The organism is Ligilactobacillus sp. LYQ139 (assembly GCF_045033025.1).
Classification (GTDB): domain Bacteria; phylum Bacillota; class Bacilli; order Lactobacillales; family Lactobacillaceae; genus Ligilactobacillus.
In genome coordinates, this window is record NZ_JBJFZW010000001.1 from 1 (window position 1) to 19,016 (window position 19,016).

A 19,016-nucleotide genomic window follows, 5' to 3' on the forward strand; every position below is an offset into this window, starting at 1 on the left:
CTTAAAAAAGAATAAAAAATTAAAAGTGTGTGCACACGATGTGCACAGTTTTTGCAAAAACATACGAAAACATATGATTCATCAAAAAACAAAATCCCGCAAAATCAACGTTTTACGGGGTTTTATGATAACATATGATTCATTAAAAAGGGGAGTACAAAATGTGCAATATATAATGGCAGCTAGCTTCTAATTCCCGCAGTTTAAGGAATATAAATCATTGTTGATAACATAATTTATATTTATTTGAATGATTTTCTTAAATAGATACTAGTTTAATTTTTCTTTTTGAAAATGACATTTGATACGATATAAATAAATAAAGTAATTATCAAACATAAGATATATTGCATAGCATACATCTTAAGAATGCTAACAGGTACCGCTTGGGAATAAAAAACAGCCAATCTTCCCTGCCATATCCATGGTATTAAGAACCAAAATTTATCAAACAAAACGGTATTCCCCAATACCGCTGTAAATGATCCTATAATTCCTAATAATAATGTTATTCCGTTACTAAAAACATAGGCAATTATCCTGTAAATTTCATACTGTGAAATAGAAAGGATCCACATAAATAAACTAATAACAATCCCTTTTAAAAGAAATCCACCACTAAGTTTTGAAAAAACACCCCAATATATTATTGACGACCCCAAAATTACAATTAGATAAAGTACAATGTAAAAAAATAATTGCTCATTTAACATTCTTTCTTTACGTGTGGGTACTGATATCAAATTTTTAAAATGACCGGCTTTAGATTCTCGCTTGTTTACTATTGTAATAATGATACTTATTACCAGTGGAGTCATTAAAGACACCAACTGATAATACATCTTTACTGCAATTTGAGCTGTACATCGAACGTGCACTCCATAATACACTCCAAGTATTATAGGAAACGCTACTAAAGCAAATAAATGTAACCATAATATGCTACTTCGTTTGTTTTTTATAAATTCAGCTCTAAATATATTAACCATTATTCTTTACCTCCAATCTGCTAAATATTGTACTTGCTAGTATAGTTAAAACAATTGTCAAGAGTATGGAAGCAAATATCGGCCAATATACTGGATGGATGGTTGTATACTGCTTAATTGGAAGTCCGTTTACTTGAAGTTTTATCCAATAGACCGGAAAAATAGCTGGCCAGTTATAAGGAAATAATTTTCCAAAAACAGATTGGGTTGACGGTGATAAAAAGAAACTAGCAAAGGAAACAATTAATACCAAATAAATATTGAAAATACGAGCTAGAATTGTATATAGCGGAATTAACCAAAGTGAGGATAAAAATATACCAATCACTGATATTAAACAATTTATTAAAGAAACTTTAATTCCCATTACCCCGCCTAAAATTAGTGTTAGTAATACAAAAATAAGGTTTACTTTTACGGATAACATCATTTCATAAAGTAGGCCAGAAACACCATATAATTTTAAATTTATTGGAGAACTAGTAATTACTTTGTACTGAGTGCTATGTTTTTCATGCTGATCTATGAGTCCCGCTTCCAATGCTAAAAAAACATTTAACCATAAGAAGCTCCACTGATTTATAGCACTTTCTACTACATACCCAGTTGAAGAGAAAAAGATAACATCAGCAATGATTATAAGAACGGGAAATAGGAAAGGTAACTTTGTTACTAACAATCGTTTATTTTTTAGAGATTCACTTTTATAGTAATCGACTAATTTACTAATCATTTCCTTTCCTCCCGTCTGCAATGGTTTTATTGAAGAGTTTTTCAAGGTCTGTATTTAGAGTGTACTCTTCTTCTAGAAGTAATCTTCCATCCGAGATTATTCCTATATAGTCAGCCAACTTTTCAATTTCAGATAACATATGACTTGCAATTATAATCGTGATGCCTTTTGATTTTAATTTGACGATCAAATTTCTCAGTTCCTGAATTCCTATTGGATCTAATCCATTTGTTGGTTCATCAAGGATCAAAAGCTGCGGATCTCCCACTAATGCTAATGCAATTCCTAATCTTTCTTTCATCCCTAAAGAAAAGTTTTTGGAAAGTTTTTTACTATCTTCTAACCCTACAGTACTTAATATTTTTTCAATATTGCTATCAGATTCTCCCCGTAATCGGTTAATAACTTGGATATTTTCTCTTGCTGTTAAATTTCCATATATTGGAGCCTCTTCTATTAGTGAACCGATATTAGATAAATCCTTTCTTGTCCATTTGTGGTGGTTAAATTCTACATCGCCACTTGTTGGTGAAGTCATTCCTGTAATTATCTTCATAAGTGTAGTCTTACCAGCTCCATTTGGCCCTAATAAACAATATATTTTATTTTCAGGTATATGAATATTTACATTATTTAATGCTTGTTGATTACGATAAGACTTAGTTAAACTTTTTGTTGTTAATATGAAATTCATTTTATTTCTCCTTCATATACGTTTAGATTGACATCTTTTAAAACATATTTGGATTTATATTTCTTTCTAAATTCTTTTATGTTCAAAATGCTTTTCAACATAGCTAATCGCACATTCTTATTATTTATCAACAATACGCAAATTATATCAGTAATAATAATTTTTGTCTTGCCAAAACTTTGTCTAACGGTACGTGGTAGTATATTTGCTAGTTTTGATCTCCCGCCATACGAGCGTTGTTTTGTATGAAGTGATTTTTGTTTACTCTAATATTTGTTGCAAGTAGGGGATGGGTTAGCTGCCTGCACAAAATGATCCCAAGCTGTAATGGCTGGGGTCGTTTTGCATATAATATAGGCGTTTAAGAGTGATTGTAACAATCCTGAATCTAACGTTGCACACATATAAGATAATATATTCACCATAAAAGACTCTTTCGTTATTTTGCGGAGGAGTTTTTTATTAGCACTAATATTAAACTGAAATGTACTAAAAAATATATTGGTATAGCGCTTAAAAAAGAATAAAAAATTAAAAGTGTGTGCACACGATGTGCACAGTTTTTGCAAAAACATACGAAAACATATGATTCACCAAAAAGTAAAACCCCGTAAAATCAATATTTTACGGGGTTTCGTGATAACATATGACTCATTAAAAAGGAGAGTACAGGATTTGAACCTGCGCGCCGGTACTACCGGTTCGCCGGATTTCGAGTCCGGTGCATTACCACTCTGCCAACTCTCCGTAACGCTACTTATTATAAAAGGTTCGTGAGAAAGTTGCAACAATCATTTGATTGGTGATTATTTGTAATTAATTGGACAATCTCCTAAAAGGTAGCCGGCAACGACTACCTTTTGTTTTGCTAACAGTTGGCGCTTCCAGGCAAAAAGAGTACAATGAGAAGGATATTGAACGGCTATCAAGAATAGCTAGATACGGGGTGATCGGTTATGCCAATGTACTTGTTAATTATTTTTGCGGTCGTGCTGCTTGACCAACTCGTTAAGTTTTTTGTGCGGACCCAGATTCCAGTAAACGTTAGTTATACGTTAGTCCCGCACATTTTATCAGTAACGCACGTCCAGAATTACGGGGCAGCGTGGAGCCTCCTTCTTGGTCACCGGATCTTCTTCTTGATTTTTACCGTAATTGCGTTATCAATCATGATTTATTTTTTCCGTGATCTATGGCATAACTGGGGATACGCCCTGGGAATTTCCCTGATGATTGGGGGAACGCTGGGAAACTTTATTGACCGGCTCGTGGTAGGCTACGTGGTTGATATGTTTGAATTTAGGTTTATCCAGTTTCCCATCTTTAACGTTGCCGATGTTGCCCTGACACTTGGCGTGATCATCGTCTTGCTAACTGTGATGCAGGACGATGCCTTGTAAAAACATGTTGACGACGACGATTACAACCCAACAGGGCCGCATTGATAAGGTGTTACCCCAGCTGTTCCCGCAGTACTCCCGGTCACAGTTTCACCGGTTGATTAAATCCGGGGCGGTCACGGTTAACGGCAGTGTTCCCCGTGCCAAGGATCAGGTTCGGCAGGGCGACCTGATTCAGGTGATGGAACCAAAGCCCGTTCACCTTGATTTACAACCGGAAAACATTCCGCTGGATATTGTGTATGAGGATGACGACGTATTAGTGGTGAATAAACCACAGGGGATGGTGGTTCATCCGGCACCGGGGCATCCCAACCATACGCTGGTCAATGCGCTACTATACCATTGTCCGCTCTCGACCATTAACGGGACTTACCGGCCAGGGATTGTCCACCGGATTGATAAGGATACGTCAGGGTTATTGATGGTGGCCAAAACCGACCGGGCACACCGGTCGTTGGCTGCCCAGCTAAAGGCTAAGACCAACATTCGCGAATATACGGCGCTTGTTCACGGCAACATTCGGGAAGATCATGGTACTGTAGATGCCCCGCTTGGCCGTAACCCTAAGAACAGAAAACAGCAGGCGGTAGTTTCTGATGGGCGGATGGCGGTAACACACTTTACGGTGGCACGGCGGTACGGCGATTACACCTTAATTAAGTGTCAGCTTGAAACTGGGCGAACGCACCAGATTCGGGTTCACATGAAATATATTGGGCATCCGCTTGCTGGTGATCCTCTATACGGGCCCCGAAAGACATTAACGGGAAACGGTCAGTTTCTTCACGCGGGAAAACTAGGGTTTACTCATCCAGTAACTGGAAAACAACTTATCTTTACGGCCCCGCTTCCGCCAGTGTTTGAACGAACGCTGGCGCGGCTTGACAAACGGGGCCGGATTCAGTAAATTAAAGGTAACAATTGTCCTTTTAATTTGGTCCTGTGAGGCTAATAAGGGGGTACGGTTCGGTTATTAGTATGGCCGAGAGAACCGCTTAGCCTTACTTTTATATGGCTAAGTGGTTCTTTTTTGTGAACAGGAGGAAATTTTATGACCAAACAAGTCTTAGATGCGATGGCGATGAAGCGGGCACTGACCCGGATGACCTACGAAATTATTGAAAAAAATAAAGGCGTTTCGGGACTAGTTCTTGTTGGGATTAAGACCCGTGGTATTTTCCTTGCTCAGCGGATTGCTGCGCGGTTAAAACAGCTTGAGGGTGCGGTTGTTCCGGTAAAGGAACTTGATGTGTCGCAGTACCGGGATGATCAACCGTCATCAATCAAGCGACAGGCGGCGGCAGAGGCGGATGATCTTAATTTGACCGGCCAAAACGTTGTTCTGGTTGATGACGTGCTGTTTACCGGGCGGACAATCCGGGCAGCGTTAGATGCCCTGATGGATCAGGGCCGTCCGGCGCGCATTTCACTTGCGGTCTTAATTGACCGGGGACACCGGGAATTACCGTTACGTGCTGACTTTGTCGGAAAAAACATTCCGACGGCGCAGGACGAAGATGTTAAGGTAGCTGTCACTGAAGTTGATGACCATGATGCCGTTACAATTGAACATAAGTGATTTAATTCAACCATTTAATTGACCCCCGTGAGGGCAAAACGGTTGGGTTTTCTTTGCGAAAACTCTCTTTTGCCCGGACCGGCGGAAAACGGTCCGGGTTTTTATTTTGCAGAGAGGGGAAGCCGAAAAGGCAGAAAGGAGTCAGAGATGACTGACGAGTTTGTTCGTTTACCACACTTTGTATCCGTTAAGGACCTGACAGATGATCAGGTAATGAAAATTATCCACCGCGCCCAGGCATTTAAGCGTGGTACCGCTGATTTTTATCTGCGGCAACCTGTGTACGCGGCCAATATGTTCTTTGAAAATTCCACACGGACACGTTCCAGCTTTGAGATGGCGGAACGGCGGCTCGGAATTCAAACGATTCCGTTTTTCCCGCAGGCCAGTTCAATGAAGAAGGGCGAGACGCTGTATGATACGTTGCTCACCTTGGGGGCTGTGGGATGCAACCTGGCAGTCATCCGTCACTCCGAAAATGAGTATTACAATCAGTTAATTAATCTCCGGCCAGACCAGCACCTGAATATCGGTATTTTGAATGCCGGTGATGGTAGCGGGCAGCATCCATCCCAGTGCATGCTGGATATGTTAACAATCTACGAGCAGTTTGGCCATTTTGACGGGTTGAAGGTGGCGATTATTGGTGACTTAACCAATTCCCGGGTGGCTCGGAGCGACATGCAGATGTTAAAGACGCTTGGCGCAACGCTGTACTTTGCGGGGCCAGAAAATTGGTTTAGTGATGAGTTTAACGCGTACGGAGAATACCGGGATGTTGATGAGCTTGTAAGCATGGTTGATGTTGTGATGCTGCTTCGCGTGCAGCACGAACGACATGCTGCTGGGGAGGATGATCATTTTAATGCGGCTGCTTACCACAAGCAGTATGGAATTAACCGGGAACGGTACGAACGGATGAAAGATCAGACGATTATCATGCATCCGGGGCCGATTAACCGGGATGTGGAGTTTGCGAGTGCGCTGGTTGAAGCACCCAAGTCTCGCTTTGTGAACCAAATGCAAAACGGGGTCTTTGTCCGGATGGCGATGCTTGAAGCGGTCTTACGGGGCCGTCAGTTAGGGGGATTGGAATAATGAATATCTTAATTAAGGACGGAAATGTTTTTCATAATAATCAGGTTACGCAACAGGATATCCTTGTAAGTGACGGGCGGATTCGCGCCATTGGAAGGGATCTGGATGCACTAGGAGAAGAAATTGACCGCACCATTAAGGCGACTGACAAACTGGTTACGCCAGGCCTTGTTGACGTTCATGTACACTACCGGGAACCGGGGCAAACGTATAAAGAAACCATTAAAACGGGAAGCCAAGCGGCAGCTCATGGGGGATTTACGACTGTGTGTGCGATGCCGAACGTTGATCCTGCGCCGGATACGCCGGATAAATTACGGGCCATGGAAAAGTTGAACGCGCAAGATGGGGTTGTGCATATTTACCAGTACGCCACGATTACCCAGAACCGGACAAGTGAGCGTCCGGTTGATTACCAGGCCCTAAAAGAAGCGGGCGCTATTGGATTTAGTAACGATGGTTCGGGGATCCAAACTGCTGGCGCGATGATGACGGCCATGGAAGGAATTGCCGCAACGGGGTTGCCGCTTGCGGCTCACGTCGAGGATGAATCGCTTAAGCTTAACGGGGTGATGAATGCCGGCCAGCGGGCTGCTAAATTGGGCTTACCTGGAATTCCGGGAGTGGCAGAATCTTCCCAGGTTGCCCGTGACCTCCTGTTAGCGCAGGCAACAGGTGTGCACTATCACATTTGCCACGTTTCAACAAAAGAAAGCGTGGCGCTGGTCCGGTGGGCTAAACAACAAGGCATTCACGTTACGTGTGAAGCAGCCCCGCATCACATGTTACTTACAGAAGACGACGTTACGGTGGATGATCCGAATTTTAAGATGAACCCGCCGTTACGGAGCGAAGCTGACCGGCAGGCCGTCATTGACGGGTTGTTGGACGGAACAATTGATATGATTGCCACCGACCACGCGCCGCATAGCAAGGAAGAAAAAACGGGTGATTTGCGCCACGCAGCGTTTGGAATTACCGGAAGTGAAACGGCGTTCAGTACGCTGTATACGCGCTATGTACGGACAGGGGTCTTTACGCTTCCACAGTTGTTGAACTGGCTGAGTCGGCGGCCGGCAGAACTGTTCCACTTGGATCAAGCGGGGACGTTAATGCCCGGACAACCAGCGGACATCGCAATTTTTGACCTGAAGCAACCGCACGTGTTAACCGCGGCGGAATACTACTCTAAGGGAACCAATACGCCGTTTACCGGGCACCGGGTATATGGGACCACCGTTCTAACCATGGTTGCTGGCCAGGTTGTTTACGAGCAAAAGGAGGATTAAGCCGTGGAGCGTTACTTAGTACTTGAAGATGGGACCGTCTTTACCGGCGAAGCCTTTGGGGCAGCCGGTGAATGTACCGGCGAAGTTGTATTTAATACCGGGATGACGGGGTACCAGGAATCCGTAACAGACCAGTCATATGCTAATCAGATTCTGACATTTACGAATCCTTTAATTGGAAATTACGGGGTTAATCTGGACGATTATGAGTCAATTGAACCCAGTTGTTGCGGAGTTGTATGCCGGGAGTTAGCCCGGGTTTCCAGTAGCTGGCGGAAGCAAGACACTTTCGACCACTTTCTAAAGCAGATGGATATTCCGGGAATTAAGGGAATTGATACGCGGATGCTGACAAAGATTATTCGTTCGCACGGAACAATGAAGGGACGAATTACAAACGTTGCGCCGGATAAGCACACCCTTGATCAGCTGAAGGCCACGGTGATTAATGCCGGAATTATTGAGCAGGTAACAACCAGCAAGCCATACCCGAATCCGGGAAGTAAACGGAACGTGGTGCTAGTAGACTATGGCCTCAAGCACAGTATGCTCCGGGAACTTGGCAAACGGGGGTGCAACACGATTGTGCTCCCCGCAACGGCGACCGCCGAAGAGATTTTACGGCTTAATCCGGATGGGGTCTTGCTATCAAACGGCCCTGGCGACCCGGTTGATATTCCGGCAGCCGCTGCCATGGTGCAAGAAGTCGAGAAGCACATTCCGTTGATGGGAATTTGCATGGGCCATCAGATTTTTGCGCTGGCTAACGGGGCTAAGACCTTTAAGATGAAGTTTGGTCATCGCGGATTCAACCATCCAGTTCGGGAAATTGCCACGGGGCGGATTATGTTTACTTCCCAGAACCATGGGTACGCGGTTGACCCGGATTCGGTTGATCCGAACGAATTAATCATTACACACCAGGAAATCAACGATCACACCGTTGAGGGGCTGCGTCACCGGAAGTATCCGGCCTTTTCCGTCCAGTTCCACCCGGACGCAGCGCCGGGGCCGCATGATGCGGTCGACCTCTTTGACGACTTTATGCAACTTATTGACGAACGAAAGGAAGCGCACCGGAATGCCTAAGCGAACAGATATTCATAAGATTATGGTAATCGGCTCCGGCCCAATTATTATCGGCCAGGCCGCTGAATTTGATTACTCCGGAACCCAGGCCTGCATGGCATTGCGGGAAGAGGGGTACGAGGTGGTTTTAGTTAACTCTAATCCGGCCACGATTATGACGGATACGGAAATTGCCGACAAGGTGTACATCGAACCCCTGACGGTTGACTCGGTTTCTCGGATTCTGCGGCAGGAGTACCCGGATGCCCTCTTACCAACAATTGGGGGACAAATTGGGTTAAACCTAGCAGTGGCCCTGCATGATTCGGGAATCTTAGACGAACTCGGCATTGAATTACTCGGAACAAAATTGGATGCAATTGATCAGGCGGAAGACCGGGAACGGTTTAAGCAATTAATGAAAGACCTTGACGAGCCAGTTCCGCCTTCCAAGACGGTTAACACCGTGGAAGAAGCCACGGATTTTGCCGCTGAAATCGGGTACCCTGTTATTGTACGGCCGGCCTTTACAATGGGAGGTACCGGTGGTGGAATGTGTGACACCAAAGAAGAGCTCGAGGAGATTGTTGCCAACGGGTTAGACCTTTCCCCGGCAACCCAGTGTTTAATTGAAAAGAGTATTAAGGGGTACAAGGAAATTGAGTTTGAAGTGATGCGCGATTCTGCCAACAACGCAATGGTGGTTTGTTCGATGGAAAACTTCGATCCGGTTGGGATTCACACCGGGGACTCAATTGTTATGGCGCCAACACAAACGCTAACGGACCGTGAGTACCAGATGCTACGGGACTGTGCCTTAAAGCTGATTCGGGCTCTCAAGATTGAGGGGGGCTGTAACGTTCAGTTAGCCATCGATCCTAACAGTTTTAACTACAGTGTCATTGAAGTTAACCCACGGGTTTCGCGGTCATCTGCCCTGGCTTCTAAGGCGACGGGGTACCCGATTGCTAAGATGGCAGCCAAAATTGCGGTAGGGTTAACCTTAGACGAAATCATCAACCCGGTTACGGGGACAACCTACGCTGAATTTGAGCCGGCCCTTGATTACGTGGTTGCGAAGATTCCGCGGTGGCCGTTTGATAAGTTTACCAAGGCAGACCGGAATCTTGGGACGCAGATGAAAGCGACGGGGGAAGTAATGGCAATCGGCCGGAACGTTGAAGAAGCGCTCCAAAAGGCCGTCCGGTCCCTGGAAATTGATGAAAAGGACTTAATTTCACAAGTGGCGCAGGAAGCTACGGATGATCAACTGGAAGCAAAGCTGGTGCACCCACAGGATGATCGGTTATTCTACTTAGCTGAGGCTTTTCGGCGGGGCTACACCCTGGAAGAAGTTCACGAGTTTACTAAGATCAGCCCGTATTTCCTGGACATCGTTAAGCACATTACCGAGTTGGAGCAGGAGTTAGCAGCTAACCGGCGTGACGTGAATGTTTTGCGGCGGGCGAAGTACTACGGCTTTAGTGACTACACGGTGGCCCGACTGTGGGATGTTCAAGAAGACGATGTCCGCAAATTTCGGCTAGACAACGAGATTAAGCCGGTTTACAAGATGGTGGATACGTGCGCGGCTGAATTTGAATCCCACACGCCGTACTTCTACAGTACCTATGACCAGGAAAACGAAAGTATGCGGTCAAAAAAGGAATCCGTGATGGTTATTGGATCAGGTCCAATTCGGATTGGGCAGGGGGTCGAGTTTGATTACGCCACTGTTCACGCCGTTAAGGCGCTTCAGGATGCTGGGTATGAAGCTATCATTATGAATTCCAACCCAGAAACGGTGTCCACCGATTTTTCTGTTTCGGACAAACTATACTTTGAACCATTAACGTTGGAAGATGTTCTTAACGTGGTCGACTTAGAACAGCCTAAGGGTGTAATTGTTCAATTTGGGGGACAAACTGCCATTAACCTTGCAGCTGGTTTGGAAGCCCATGGCGTTAAGGTACTTGGGACGACGGTAAAGGACCTTGATCGGGCAGAGGACCGGGAGCTATTTGATGAAGTAATCAACGACCTTGGGTTGAAGCAACCAATTGGTAAGACGGCGACGACACAGGAAGCTGTTCTTAAGTGTGCTCAAGAAATTGGGTACCCGGTTTTAGTTCGGCCAAGTTATGTTTTAGGGGGAAAGGCCATGGCAATCGTAAACGATGAAGCCGAACTCCTTGCTTACCTGAAGGATAACGCAACGGCGGCAATTGACCACCCCATTTTGATCGACGCTTACTTGGAAGGGCGTGAGTGTGAGGTGGATGCCATTTGTGACGGGACTGACGTGCTGTTACCAGGAATCATGGAACACATTGAACATGCTGGGGTTCACTCCGGGGATTCAATGGCCGTGTACCCACCGCAAACGTTTAGCCAGGACATCAAGGACCAGATTGTTGCGGCAACTAAAAAACTTGCCGTGGCGCTTAAGTGCATTGGGATTATGAATATTCAGTTCATTGTGCACGATAATGAAGTGTACGTGCTGGAGGTTAATCCGCGGGCTAGTCGGACGGTACCGTTCTTAAGTAAGATTACCGGGATCAAAATGACACAAGTGGCGACAAAAGTTATTCTTGGCTCCACTTTGAAGGAACTAGGATACGAATCCGGTCTTTTCCCAGAAAGTGATCGTGTAAACGTTAAGGCACCTGTCTTCTCGTTCAGTAAACTAGCCGATGTTGATAGCTATCTTGGACCAGAGATGAAGTCTACCGGTGAAGTAATGGGAAGCGATAAAACGTTTGAAAAGGCTCTTTATAAGGCCTTTGTCGGCGCAAAGATGGAGTTACCAGAAGCAGGGCGGGTCCTGTTGACCATTGATGAACGGGATAAGGAAGCAGTCCTTCCACTAGCTAAGCGTTTCAGCAGAATTGGGTACCGAATCTTTGCAACGAAGGGGACGGCTCGTTTCCTTGAGAGTAACGGGCTTCACGTTACCCAGGTTAATAAGATTGGTGAGGATGATCAGCAGCATTACGGAATCTTGAGCATGCTTCAGCGGAACGCTGTTCAGCTGGTAATTAACACGATGGGGGATGACCAGGATGTCGCCTCCGATGGTTTTACGATCCGGCAAACGGCCATTGAACACAACATTCCGTTGTTAACATCGCTGAACACAGCGGACGCTCTCTTAAAAGCGCTTGAGAACCGGTCATTTGCAACGGACGCACTATAAAATGAGGTGAAGTATCGATGGAAATGACTAACCGGTTAGCCGTTAAGTTACCAGGATTAATGTTGAAAAATCCGCTGATGCCTGCTAGCGGGACGTTTGGGTTTGGGGACACCCCCTTAGCTCAGCAGGTAGACTTAAACCAGTTTGGAGCAATGGTCATTAAGACCGCAACGCCCCGGCCCCGGGTGGGCAACCCCGAACCCCGGATTGCGGTGCTGGATGACGGCGTCTTGAATGCTGTTGGCCTTGCGGGTCCCGGGGTGGATGCGGTAGCCAACGAAAAAATTCCAGCAGTGCGGCAAAAATATCCAGACTTGCCAATTATTGCGAGCGTTTCGGGCGGATCGATTGAGGAATACGCCGCAGTAGCTGCTAAGTTAGCAACGGCGCCAGTGAACGCACTGGAAATCAACGTTTCGTGTCCGAACGTTAAGGATGAAGGAATGTTATTTGGAACGGATCCAGCACAGGTCGAAGCCATTACCCGCGCCGTGAAGAAGCGGGTTGGGACGCTTCCTGTTTACGTTAAGCTGACCCCCAATGTTACGGATATTGTGACAATTGCTCTTGCCGCTGAACGCGGGGGCGCTGATGGGTTAAGCTTAATTAATACGCTGTTAGGGATGCATATCGACGTGCACACGGGGACTCCTGTTGTTGCAAACGTCACGGGAGGATACTCCGGTCGCCCGGTGAAGCCAATCGCAGTGCGTATGATTTACCAGGTGGCCCACGCAACAACCCTGCCAATCATTGGTATGGGCGGGGTTGCGACAGCTGAGGACGTGCTTGAAATGATGATGGCAGGCGCAAGTGCCGTGGCTGTCGGGAGCGCTCACTTTGCAGATGCCCATGCAATTGAACATATCGTAGCTGCTTTGCCTGCTTTAATGGACGAGCTCCACGTTGAAAGTCTCGCTCAGTTGCACGCTGATGTAAGGAGGAAATTTATTAATGAAGATTAACCGACCGATTATTGCATTAGATTTTCCTGACCAGGAGCAGGCAACTCGTTTTTTGGACCGTTTTCCCCAAGACGAGCACCTTTTCGTTAAAATTGGGATGGAAATGTATTACAGCGAAGGACAAGATTTTGTGCGGGCGCTCCTTGACCGGGGGCATGACGTTTTTCTTGACTTAAAGCTGCATGATATTCCCCACACCGTTCACGCCGCTGCCCGGGTGCTGGGAAAACTTGGGGTGCAACTTACCACCGTCCATGCTGCGGGTGGTCGGGAGATGATGGCCGCTGCGAAGGAAGGATTACTTGACGGGGCTGCCGGGCAACGGATCCCTCAGATTTTAGCGATTACCCAGTTAACGTCAACGAGTGAAGAACAGATGCACCGCGAGCAGCTAATTCAGGTTGGCTTGCAAGAAAGCGTGCTTAACTATGCGCGCGTTGCCCAGCAGGCGGGAATGGACGGGGTAGTATGTTCCGCCCATGAAGCCGCTGCAATTGCCGCGGTTACTGCAGCTGATTTCATGCGGGTTACTCCCGGGATTCGGCTGGCAGGCGGCGCGGTTGGTGACCAAAAACGGGTAATGACCCCTAATCAGGCAGCCGCCAACCAATCAAGTGCTATCGTGGTTGGTCGGGCGATTACTCAGGCGGATGATCCGGTAGCGGCATACCGGCTAGTGAAGAAGTTATGGGAGGAGTAACAAATGAAACAGATTGCAAAGGACCTTTTATCAATCAAGGCGGTTGAATTGTCACCAACCAAACCGTTTACGTGGGCAAGTGGGTTAAAGAGTCCGATTTACTGTGATAACCGGTTAACGATTAGTTATCCGGAAATCCGGACCCGGATTGCACAGGGGATTGCTGCGCAGATTAAGGAGCGTTACTCGGGTGTTGCGGTAATTGCTGGAACTGCAACGGCGGGGATTCCCCACGCAGCGTGGGTTGCTGCGGAATTAAACCTACCGCTTGTCTATGTTCGTTCAAAACCAAAGGATCACGGCCAGGGCCGGCAGGTTGAGGGGGTTCTTCCTACTGGGGCCAAGACGGTGGTCATTGACGATTTATTATCAACGGGTGGCAGTGTACTTAAGGCGGTTACGGCTGCTAAAACCGAGGGTGCTCAGGTCATTGGGGTTGCCGGGATCTTTAGCTACCAACTTCCACAGTTGGACGAAAACTTCCGGAATGCGGGGATCCCGTACACGACGATTACCAACTATACTGAGTTGTTAGATGCCGCGGTAGAGGAAAATTACGTTACTGCAGAAGAACGGGCTGTGCTTTCTGATTGGCGCCAGGATCCGCAGGCGTGGGGTGCCCGGTTTAAGAATTAGCTTCATAGTAAAGTGGTAAAATTACCTTGATTACTAGCGTGAATCCCAATATAATGTTAGTCTACAGCTGGTGAGAAACTACCAGGAGCCAACGTTACTGCGTTGAGTACGAATAGTGAGGACGACAATGAAGAGTAATAAGCAGAATATTTTTTCGGCAAAGGCACTGTCGTATTTTTTGCAATTAGTGGAAACTATGAGTTACACGCGGGCGGCAAAAATTCTTGGGATCACGCAGCCTGCACTTACCCAACAAATTAAGCGGCTGGAAAAGGCAATCGGGGCACCGTTGTTTTATTCGACCGGGAAAACACTCCACTTATCGGATGCCGGGTACACTATGCTGGATGCAACCAGACAGGTAAAGGACATTTTGAACAGGGCGCAGAACGAAATCCAGCAGATTAGTTCGGCGACGTATGGGGTAATTAACGTAGGAATTTTGTCATCAATTGAGGATACCGTAATTACGGACTTTGTGACACGGTATGCTCACGAACACCCAGATATTCGGATTCAATGTTACATGATGTCGCGGAAAGAAATCTGGGCGGGGTTGGACGATAATACCTTAGACATTGCAATCCTTTACCTCCCGGATAACCGGATTAAGGATTGGCAGGCGTACGAGAAATGGCGGATAATTACTGACGAACTGATGTTTTTGAATGCAGATTCTCACGCCACAGCAGCTTCGATTAAGTTGGCAACGGCCACGACGATGGACTGGGTCTCGTATCCGGGAAATTACTACATTCATCAGGTTATTAACCAAGCGTCCGAACAGCGGATGGTAACCGAGCCAAACTACGTTGCGTCCTTCACACGGCCGTCCCAGATTTTTCGGTTTGCAATTAGTAATCGCGTTAGTACGGCGCTTCCTAAGTCATTTTTACTAGCTCACCGGCATGAAAATCCCTTAACAGTTCAACGGTTTATGCCAGCAATCCACTTTGACATGGACTGCATTTGCCGGAAGGATAAGGGGTCAATTCCCCGGATTGCGTTTTTCATGGATAGGTTTAAGGAGTACCTTGATGCGGCGGATTATACCGAACGCTTGACAGCGATTCACCAAGCGCGTTAGTTTTAAGAAAGAATAATTAAGAGGAGACAATGGCATGAAAGAATTAGTTTTTGGACACAAGAACCCAGATACCGACACGATTGCATGTGCTAAGGAGTATGCATATTTACAAAACAAACTTGGTGGGGAGGTTGAAGCCGTTGCGCTCGGCGAACCCAATGATGAGACGAAGTTTGTGTTAGACTACTTTAACGAGCCAGCACCACGGGTAATCACCAAGGCTGCGCCGGAAGTTGATGCTGTAATGCTGGTTGACCACAATGAGGCCCAGCAGAGTGTTGATGACCTGGCGGACGTTACGGTTACGCACGTGGTTGACCATCACCGAATTGCAAACTTTGAAACGCAAGGACCATTGTACTTTCATGCTGAACCGCTTGGTTGCTGCAGTACGATTATTTACAAGGAATACAAGCAGCACGGAATTGATGTGCCGAAAAACATCGCTGGATTGATGCTTTCCGGGATTATTTCCGATACGCTGCTATTGAAATCGCCAACAACGACTGATGAAGACCGGCAGGCGGTAAAGGAGTTAGCCGCAATTGCGGGGGTTAATTATGAGGAATATGGCCTGGCAATGTTAAAGGCCGGAACAAACCTTGACGATAAGAGTGAGGAACAGTTGATTAGTGCCGATGCTAAGTCGTTTAACATGGGCAATAAAACGGTCCGAATCGACCAGATTAACACGGTTGATTTGAACGACGTTTTTAAGCGGGAAGCTGCTTTCCGGGCTGCGATTGAAAAGCAGAACGCAGCGGAAGGATACGACTTGTTCCTACTGATGGTAACGGATATCCTTAATTCAGATACACGGTTGATGGTAGTGGGTGAACCGCAAGCCGTTGTTGAGAAGGCCTTTGGCAAGAAGATCGTTGATGGCAAGGTGGATCTTCCAGGCGTTGTTTCCCGGAAGAAGCAAGTAGTTCCACCATTGGAAAAGGCTTTTTAAGTAAGAAATAAACATTCTTTAAGAGGGGAATGGCGATTGGCAAGACGTCAATTACCACCTCTTTTTTCTTAATTTCTGTTTTTTTGCCTGGTTTGCCGGAATTCACCGTGGTATCCAGGCAAATCTATTGTATAATGGCAAAGATAAAGTTTGTTAGGAGGGGTATTGTGGCTAGTCAAGACCGGAATGCCAAACGAAGAACGCGACGGCACCAGCACCAACGGATAAAAAAGGACGGCCGAAAAGTCGTTTGGGGAACCGTTACTGGAATTATCGTTCTGGTTCTTTTAGTTGTTGTTTTCGGGGTCCACTATTTGCGGAGTGCTGAGCAACCGCTCAATCCCAATTCGCACCAGCAAATTGAGGTAAAAGTTCCCGTGGGTAGTTCACCCAAGCAAATTGGGGCGTTACTTGAAAAAAAGCGTGTTATTAAGAGTGGATTTGTCTTTAACCGGTACACCCGGAAGCATAATATGGGAAACTTCAAGGCGGGTTACTATGAGTTTACTCCGGCAATGACACTTAATCAGATTGCAAAGAGTCTCGAGCAAGGGGGCAACAGTCATCCACTCGCCGGACGGGTTCTTGTTCGGGAAGGAGCTACGATTGACGAAATTGGGAATGTCATTCAAGCGCGTACCCGTTATTCAAAACGGGATTTCTTAAATCTAATGGAAAACAAAGCCTTCATTAAGGCCCTTGTGAAGAAGTATCCGCAATTGCTTGGTTCAGCGGTTAACGCAAAGCACGTTCGTTATCAACTTGAAGGCTATTTATACCCGGCGACGTATTATGCCAATAAGCATACAACGTTAAAGCAACTGGTTGAACAAATGGTTGCCAAAGAAAACCAGGAGATGAGTCCGTACTACGATGAAATTAAGCATCGGGGATGGACCGTGCAAGAAACACTAGCCTTAGCGGCTCTAGTTCAAGGTGAGGGTGGCAGCTCGGATGTTCAGGCAAAGATTGCGGGGGTTTTTGAAAACCGGTTGGATAAGAATATGAAAATTCAGTCGGATGTTTCAATTCAGTATGCCTTAAATAAGCACCATAAAAACATTACCTACAAGGATTTACAGGTTAACTCCCCGTACAACTTATATCAGCATGCGGGTGTTGGCCCCGGCCCGGTTAACAATCCCAGCATTGTTGCGGTGCAAGCCGTGCTTCACCCCAAGGACCGTGATCAGGGTTACCTATACTTTGTGGCCAACATGAAAACCGGGAAGGTTTACTTTACGCAAACCTACAGTGCACACCAGCAGAACGTTGATAAAGTAGATAGTGATAATAACTAAGGAGTAAGTAAATCAATGACAGAACAAGAAACACGGCGCCGGCCCGTTATTATTGGGGTCACTGGGGGTTCCGGAAGCGGAAAAACAACCGTTAGTGAAGCAATTTTTCACCAACTTAACGGGCATTCAATCCTGATGATCCAGGAGGATTCATACTACAAGAATCAGGATGATAAGCCCTTCGAGGAACGGGTAAAAACGAATTATGACCACCCGGATGCGTTTGACACTGACCTTTTTATCAAGCAGTTAAAACAGTTACGTGACTGGAAAACAATAGAAAAGCCGGTGTACGACTACGTTAACCATACCCGGAGTAAGGAAACAATCATTCAAGAACCTAAGGAAGTCATCATCGTCGAAGGAATTCTGGTGCTTAACGATCCGCGGTTACGGGATCTAATGGACATTAAGATCTTTGTTGATACTGATGATGATATTCGGATTATTCGCCGAATTCAACGGGACATGGAAGAACGGGGCCGGTCGCTGGATTCAATTATCAATCAGTACATGGCAACGGTAAAGCCGATGTACCACCAATTCATTGAGCCGACCAAACGGTACGCTGACATCATCGTACCGGAAGGAGGCCAAAATCACGTGGCCATTGATCTGCTGGTAACAAAGATTCGCGACGTTATCCGGAAGAACCGTGAACGGGTTTAGCGTGGTATAATCAACAATGCACTAACTGGACAGGAGGAAAACATTCATGGCAGATGAAAAGTCATTTCCAATGACCCTTGAAGGGAAAAAGAAAATTGAAGATGAATTAAACGATTTAATTACAAACCGGCGGCCGGAAATCGTCAAACGAATTAAAATTGCCCGGTCATTCGGGGACCTTTCAGAGAACTCCGAATATGAAGCAGCCAAAGATGAGCAGTCTTTCAATGAAAGCCGAATTAAGGAACTGGAAAATATGCTTCACCACGCTGTAATCATTGATAGTGAAAGCATCGATAAGAATGAAGTGGCTGTGGGAAAGACCGTAACATTTCAGGAATTACCAGACGAAGAACCAGAAACTTACAAGATTGTTGGCGCAGCAGAAGCTGACCCGTTTAACGGTAAGATTTCTAACGAATCGCCGATTGCTAAGGGGCTAATTGGACATAAGTTAAACGAAGAAGTAACGCTGACAACGCCAGGTGGTGAAATGACGGTTAAGATTACGGCAGTAAAATAAAAGTGAGAAATGTGCTAAAACGGCCGTAGTAAAAGCAACAAGCAAACGCAATATGCAGCACCGGGGGAACAGGTTATGATTTTCGTCGGTCCGGTTATTTTTAGCATCGCATTATACAAAAAAGTAAG

The 19,016-nt window shown here is 46.0% G+C and carries 19 protein-coding genes and 1 tRNA gene; 16 read left to right on the forward strand and 4 right to left on the reverse strand.

Going from position 1 to position 19,016, the window contains the following annotated elements:
- On the forward strand, positions 1-193 hold a 193-nt coding region (locus tag ACI3E1_RS00005; RefSeq protein ID WP_405023629.1), incomplete at its 5' end, for a hypothetical protein.
- An 82-nt stretch (positions 194-275) separates the two neighbouring features.
- Here ACI3E1_RS00005 and ACI3E1_RS00010 read toward each other — a convergent pair.
- The 4 genes from ACI3E1_RS00010 to ACI3E1_RS00025 form a co-directional block, all read right to left on the reverse strand.
- Positions 276-989, reverse strand: coding sequence for an ABC transporter permease (locus ACI3E1_RS00010; protein WP_405023630.1), 714 nt, complete (start codon positions 987-989; stop codon positions 276-278).
- A complete protein-coding gene (locus ACI3E1_RS00015) occupies positions 982-1,722 on the reverse strand; it encodes a hypothetical protein (protein WP_405023631.1) in 741 nt (246 codons plus the stop codon). Before ACI3E1_RS00015 ends, ACI3E1_RS00010 begins: the two co-directional genes overlap by 8 nt.
- On the reverse strand, positions 1,715-2,416 hold the full coding sequence (locus ACI3E1_RS00020; protein ID WP_405023632.1) for a lantibiotic protection ABC transporter ATP-binding subunit: 702 nt from the start codon (positions 2,414-2,416) through the stop codon (positions 1,715-1,717). The genes ACI3E1_RS00015 and ACI3E1_RS00020 overlap by 8 nt, the downstream gene beginning before the upstream one ends.
- 660 nt (positions 2,417-3,076) lie before the next feature.
- A tRNA-Ser gene (locus ACI3E1_RS00025) sits at positions 3,077-3,163 on the reverse strand.
- A 209-nt stretch (positions 3,164-3,372) separates the two neighbouring features.
- On the opposite strand from ACI3E1_RS00025, the gene lspA reads away from it, so the two are divergent.
- From lspA to greA, 15 genes are all read left to right on the forward strand, one after another.
- On the forward strand, positions 3,373-3,816 hold the full coding sequence (gene lspA, locus ACI3E1_RS00030) for a signal peptidase II (RefSeq protein ID WP_405023633.1): 444 nt from the start codon (positions 3,373-3,375) through the stop codon (positions 3,814-3,816).
- Positions 3,806-4,726 (forward strand): RluA family pseudouridine synthase, encoded by a 921-nt coding sequence (locus tag ACI3E1_RS00035; protein ID WP_405023634.1) that lies wholly within the window; start codon positions 3,806-3,808, stop codon positions 4,724-4,726. Before lspA ends, ACI3E1_RS00035 begins: the two co-directional genes overlap by 11 nt.
- Before the next feature lie 144 nt (positions 4,727-4,870).
- Entirely contained in the window at positions 4,871-5,398 is a 528-nt protein-coding gene (gene pyrR / locus ACI3E1_RS00040) for a bifunctional pyr operon transcriptional regulator/uracil phosphoribosyltransferase PyrR (protein WP_405023635.1), read from the forward strand.
- Between the two features lie 147 nt (positions 5,399-5,545).
- Entirely contained in the window at positions 5,546-6,496 is a 951-nt protein-coding gene (locus tag ACI3E1_RS00045; protein ID WP_405023636.1) for an aspartate carbamoyltransferase catalytic subunit, read from the forward strand.
- Positions 6,496-7,785: a dihydroorotase gene (locus ACI3E1_RS00050; protein WP_405023637.1), complete on the forward strand. Its 1,290-nt coding sequence runs from the start codon at positions 6,496-6,498 to the stop codon at positions 7,783-7,785. Before ACI3E1_RS00045 ends, ACI3E1_RS00050 begins: the two co-directional genes overlap by 1 nt.
- A gap of 3 nt (positions 7,786-7,788) precedes the next feature.
- Entirely contained in the window at positions 7,789-8,874 is a 1,086-nt protein-coding gene (locus ACI3E1_RS00055; protein WP_405023638.1) for a carbamoyl phosphate synthase small subunit, read from the forward strand.
- A complete protein-coding gene (carB, locus tag ACI3E1_RS00060; protein ID WP_405023639.1) occupies positions 8,867-12,052 on the forward strand; it encodes a carbamoyl-phosphate synthase large subunit in 3,186 nt (1,061 codons plus the stop codon). Before ACI3E1_RS00055 ends, carB begins: the two co-directional genes overlap by 8 nt.
- Positions 12,053-12,075: 23 nt before the next feature.
- Positions 12,076-13,017, forward strand: coding sequence for a dihydroorotate dehydrogenase (locus ACI3E1_RS00065; protein ID WP_405024040.1), 942 nt, complete (start codon positions 12,076-12,078; stop codon positions 13,015-13,017).
- Complete coding sequence (pyrF, locus tag ACI3E1_RS00070; RefSeq protein ID WP_405023640.1) at positions 13,007-13,717, forward strand: orotidine-5'-phosphate decarboxylase; 711 nt, start codon at positions 13,007-13,009, stop codon at positions 13,715-13,717. The genes ACI3E1_RS00065 and pyrF overlap by 11 nt, the downstream gene beginning before the upstream one ends.
- Positions 13,718-13,720: 3 nt before the next feature.
- Positions 13,721-14,353 (forward strand): orotate phosphoribosyltransferase, encoded by a 633-nt coding sequence (gene pyrE, locus ACI3E1_RS00075; protein WP_405023641.1) that lies wholly within the window; start codon positions 13,721-13,723, stop codon positions 14,351-14,353.
- A 127-nt stretch (positions 14,354-14,480) separates the two neighbouring features.
- The gene (locus ACI3E1_RS00080) at positions 14,481-15,440 is read left to right on the forward strand and encodes a LysR family transcriptional regulator (RefSeq protein WP_405023642.1); all 960 of its coding nucleotides are present in this window, start codon (positions 14,481-14,483) and stop codon (positions 15,438-15,440) included.
- Between the two features lie 34 nt (positions 15,441-15,474).
- On the forward strand, positions 15,475-16,395 hold the full coding sequence (locus ACI3E1_RS00085; RefSeq protein WP_405023643.1) for a manganese-dependent inorganic pyrophosphatase: 921 nt from the start codon (positions 15,475-15,477) through the stop codon (positions 16,393-16,395).
- A gap of 167 nt (positions 16,396-16,562) precedes the next feature.
- Entirely contained in the window at positions 16,563-17,696 is a 1,134-nt protein-coding gene (gene mltG, locus ACI3E1_RS00090; RefSeq protein ID WP_405023644.1) for an endolytic transglycosylase MltG, read from the forward strand.
- Between the two features lie 15 nt (positions 17,697-17,711).
- Positions 17,712-18,365: a uridine kinase gene (udk, locus tag ACI3E1_RS00095; RefSeq protein ID WP_405023645.1), complete on the forward strand. Its 654-nt coding sequence runs from the start codon at positions 17,712-17,714 to the stop codon at positions 18,363-18,365.
- A gap of 46 nt (positions 18,366-18,411) precedes the next feature.
- Positions 18,412-18,888 carry a transcription elongation factor GreA gene (gene greA / locus ACI3E1_RS00100; RefSeq protein WP_405023646.1) on the forward strand — a complete coding sequence of 159 codons (477 nt, stop codon included), beginning with the start codon at positions 18,412-18,414 and terminating at the stop codon, positions 18,886-18,888.
- The last annotated feature ends 128 nt before the right edge of the window (positions 18,889-19,016 follow it).

Excerpts from the sequence above, each read along its gene's own strand:
- pyrF (WP_405023640.1), top strand. The coding sequence starts at position 13,007 with ATGAAGATTAACCGACCGATTATTGCATTAGATTTTCCTGACCAGGAG.
- ACI3E1_RS00015 (WP_405023631.1), bottom strand. The coding sequence starts at position 1,722 with ATGATTAGTAAATTAGTCGATTACTATAAAAGTGAATCTCTAAAAAAT.
- ACI3E1_RS00065 (WP_405024040.1), top strand. The coding sequence starts at position 12,076 with ATGACTAACCGGTTAGCCGTTAAGTTACCAGGATTAATGTTGAAAAAT.
- carB (WP_405023639.1), top strand. The coding sequence starts at position 8,867 with ATGCCTAAGCGAACAGATATTCATAAGATTATGGTAATCGGCTCCGGC.
- pyrE (WP_405023641.1), top strand. The coding sequence starts at position 13,721 with ATGAAACAGATTGCAAAGGACCTTTTATCAATCAAGGCGGTTGAATTG.
- ACI3E1_RS00085 (WP_405023643.1), top strand. The coding sequence starts at position 15,475 with ATGAAAGAATTAGTTTTTGGACACAAGAACCCAGATACCGACACGATT.
- greA (WP_405023646.1), top strand. The coding sequence starts at position 18,412 with ATGGCAGATGAAAAGTCATTTCCAATGACCCTTGAAGGGAAAAAGAAA.
- ACI3E1_RS00080 (WP_405023642.1), top strand. The coding sequence starts at position 14,481 with ATGAAGAGTAATAAGCAGAATATTTTTTCGGCAAAGGCACTGTCGTAT.
- udk (WP_405023645.1), top strand. The coding sequence starts at position 17,712 with ATGACAGAACAAGAAACACGGCGCCGGCCCGTTATTATTGGGGTCACT.
- ACI3E1_RS00020 (WP_405023632.1), bottom strand. The coding sequence starts at position 2,416 with ATGAATTTCATATTAACAACAAAAAGTTTAACTAAGTCTTATCGTAAT.
- ACI3E1_RS00045 (WP_405023636.1), top strand. The coding sequence starts at position 5,546 with ATGACTGACGAGTTTGTTCGTTTACCACACTTTGTATCCGTTAAGGAC.
- ACI3E1_RS00050 (WP_405023637.1), top strand. The coding sequence starts at position 6,496 with ATGAATATCTTAATTAAGGACGGAAATGTTTTTCATAATAATCAGGTT.
- lspA (WP_405023633.1), top strand. The coding sequence starts at position 3,373 with ATGCCAATGTACTTGTTAATTATTTTTGCGGTCGTGCTGCTTGACCAA.
- ACI3E1_RS00010 (WP_405023630.1), bottom strand. The coding sequence starts at position 989 with ATGGTTAATATATTTAGAGCTGAATTTATAAAAAACAAACGAAGTAGC.
- ACI3E1_RS00035 (WP_405023634.1), top strand. The coding sequence starts at position 3,806 with ATGCCTTGTAAAAACATGTTGACGACGACGATTACAACCCAACAGGGC.
- pyrR (WP_405023635.1), top strand. The coding sequence starts at position 4,871 with ATGACCAAACAAGTCTTAGATGCGATGGCGATGAAGCGGGCACTGACC.